We start from the raw sequence: 2,164 nt of genomic DNA on the forward strand, positions 1-2,164 counted from the left end.
TGTCGAGTAGACGACACTTGTTACCAAGTGCCGCCCCTCTAAGAACTGTACGTGCAACTTTCACTGCATACAGCTCAAGCCTCCGCTAAGGCGTATTACGTTACCCAGCAATCACAATGCAGCTAAAGCAGGTTCGAACCATGAGTTTCGTCCCAATTTCTTTGCCTTTCGTTCTTTAAGGAAAGGTTCGTAAAAAGGATCATAAGGCGTTGCCTTGCTCATAATTTTTACATGCCTTTTAATTGGCGTTTTGGCTATCTGAACCAGATTAAAATGACAATCCATATTCGCGATCTTTTGCCAACCATGGAATTGCCATTCACCTCGTCGGTTCAAGTAATATTTTCTACGCACCCAATCTTTGTTTTTCGTCGGATGACGCCTTACCGCCCAACGCCATAACAACCAGAAAAGTTGATGACTTACATAGTCGAAAGTTCGCTTTGCCACGCAATGACGATAATAATTCGCCCAACCTCTCAGTTTTGGATTCAGTATTTTAATCAGATCGTTCACTGTAATTGTTGCGTGCTTTTTGATGAGTTCACGTAAGTTACTCAAAAATGACAGTACGTTGCTCTTACTTGGTTTAATAAGCAGTTTGCCTTTGTACTTTCTGAGATTAAATCCCAAAAAATCAAAACCATCATTGATATGAGTTACGTGTGTTTTCTCTTCAGAAAGTGTTAAACCTCTTTCTTCTAGAAAGCTAATTAGCTGCGGTTTGATGTTGTTCACCAAAACTTCCTTTGAAGTCCCAGTTATTACAAAATCATCAGCGTATCCAATGAAGTTGACTCTATCGCCAGTTTTACGTGCTACCGACTTAACCAGATTTTCTAAACCTGCTAACGTCAACAGCATAAGCGTTGGGGAAATTATACCGCCTTGAGGCGTCCCCTCTGCTGTCTTGTAAAACAGTCCTTTATCGATAAAACCGCACTCAAGCCATTGCTTCAACATTCGTTTATCTGTTTGAATGTTATCGATTAGCCACTGATGACCAATTTTATCGAAACAAGCCTTAATGTCCCCCTCAAGAACCCATTGTGCTGAACGTTTAAGACCCAAGCATTTGAAGCATTGTTCGATTGCATCGGCTGTGCTTCTATTAGGTCGAAAACCATAGCTATTTAGGTCAGCAATGGTCTCAGAGATAGGCTCCAAGGCAAGTAGATAAAGCGCTTGTTGCGCTCGATCTATCATACACGGAATACCTAAAGGTCTGAGTTTGCCGTTTTTCTTGGGGATATAGATACGTCTGAGTGGTTTAGCTTTGTAGCCTTTCCGACTCAATTGATTAACCGCTGCCACACGACGAGCATCCGTATTCCAGATGATGCCGTCGATTCCTGGCGTTTTGCTGCCTTTATTTTGTGACACTCGTTTAACGGCAAGAAGTTTTGCCGCTTTTGAGTGAGTTAGTATCCACTGCAATGCTTTCGCCTTACTGCGTTTACCTTCTCGAGTTGCTTTTGCAATGCGTATTTGAAGCTTTAATACGTGTTGTTCGACGGCTTTCCAGTTAATGGATTGCCATCGAGTGCCGTTAGGAGAGGCACTAACTTCTTTTGAAGCTACCATTTGCATTTCTCCTTGAATAAAGTTCTTCAAATTATCTTGCAACGGGAGACCAGCTAGAAGTCAGCTCGCTTTCGCGCCAGATAACAACCTGTATCCGCATCATTACAACACGGCTTTCGCTTTTTCTAGCCTCCTTTACCTGCACCACTATCGGCTGTCTTTGCAGACCGCTTTCCCAAAGGGAGAAGTACAGGCTTACCCTGTTCCGTATGTCGCGCAACGTCGGGTTAGATGCCCACTATAATGCGGAGAGCGTCTTGATCACGAAAGAGCACTGTCCAATCTCTTTCCTACTCTCATGCCTTTTGGCCACAGCGTATTAACCACTTCCGCTGATCCACGTATAACGCATCTTAAATGGATTCACTTACGTTCATCATACCAACACCCTAGCACTCACCCAATTGTGGTTATCAGGAGGAACGTCCTCTCACGAATTCATTCCCGCTCAGCAAAGGCTGAACTTCGTTACATTGTCGGGTTCGCTGCTTTATTCAGAACCCTAGGGTCATCTGGTGATACAGATGGTTCACACTTGTTGCGGTGAACAGCACTTCATACGACTTCAGGTCGCACGGAC

At 43.8% G+C, this 2,164-nt stretch carries 1 protein-coding gene; it reads right to left on the reverse strand.

The features are described 5' to 3' along the window. Positions 1-111: 111 nt before the first annotated feature. Positions 112-1,584, reverse strand: a complete 1,473-nt coding sequence (gene ltrA, locus ACED60_RS25560; protein ID WP_136978027.1) for a group II intron reverse transcriptase/maturase — start codon at positions 1,582-1,584, stop codon at positions 112-114. Positions 1,585-2,164 lie beyond the last annotated feature (580 nt).

The organism is Vibrio sp. 1F279 (genome assembly GCF_041439815.1).
Classification (GTDB): Bacteria; Pseudomonadota; Gammaproteobacteria; order Enterobacterales; family Vibrionaceae; genus Vibrio; species Vibrio tasmaniensis_A.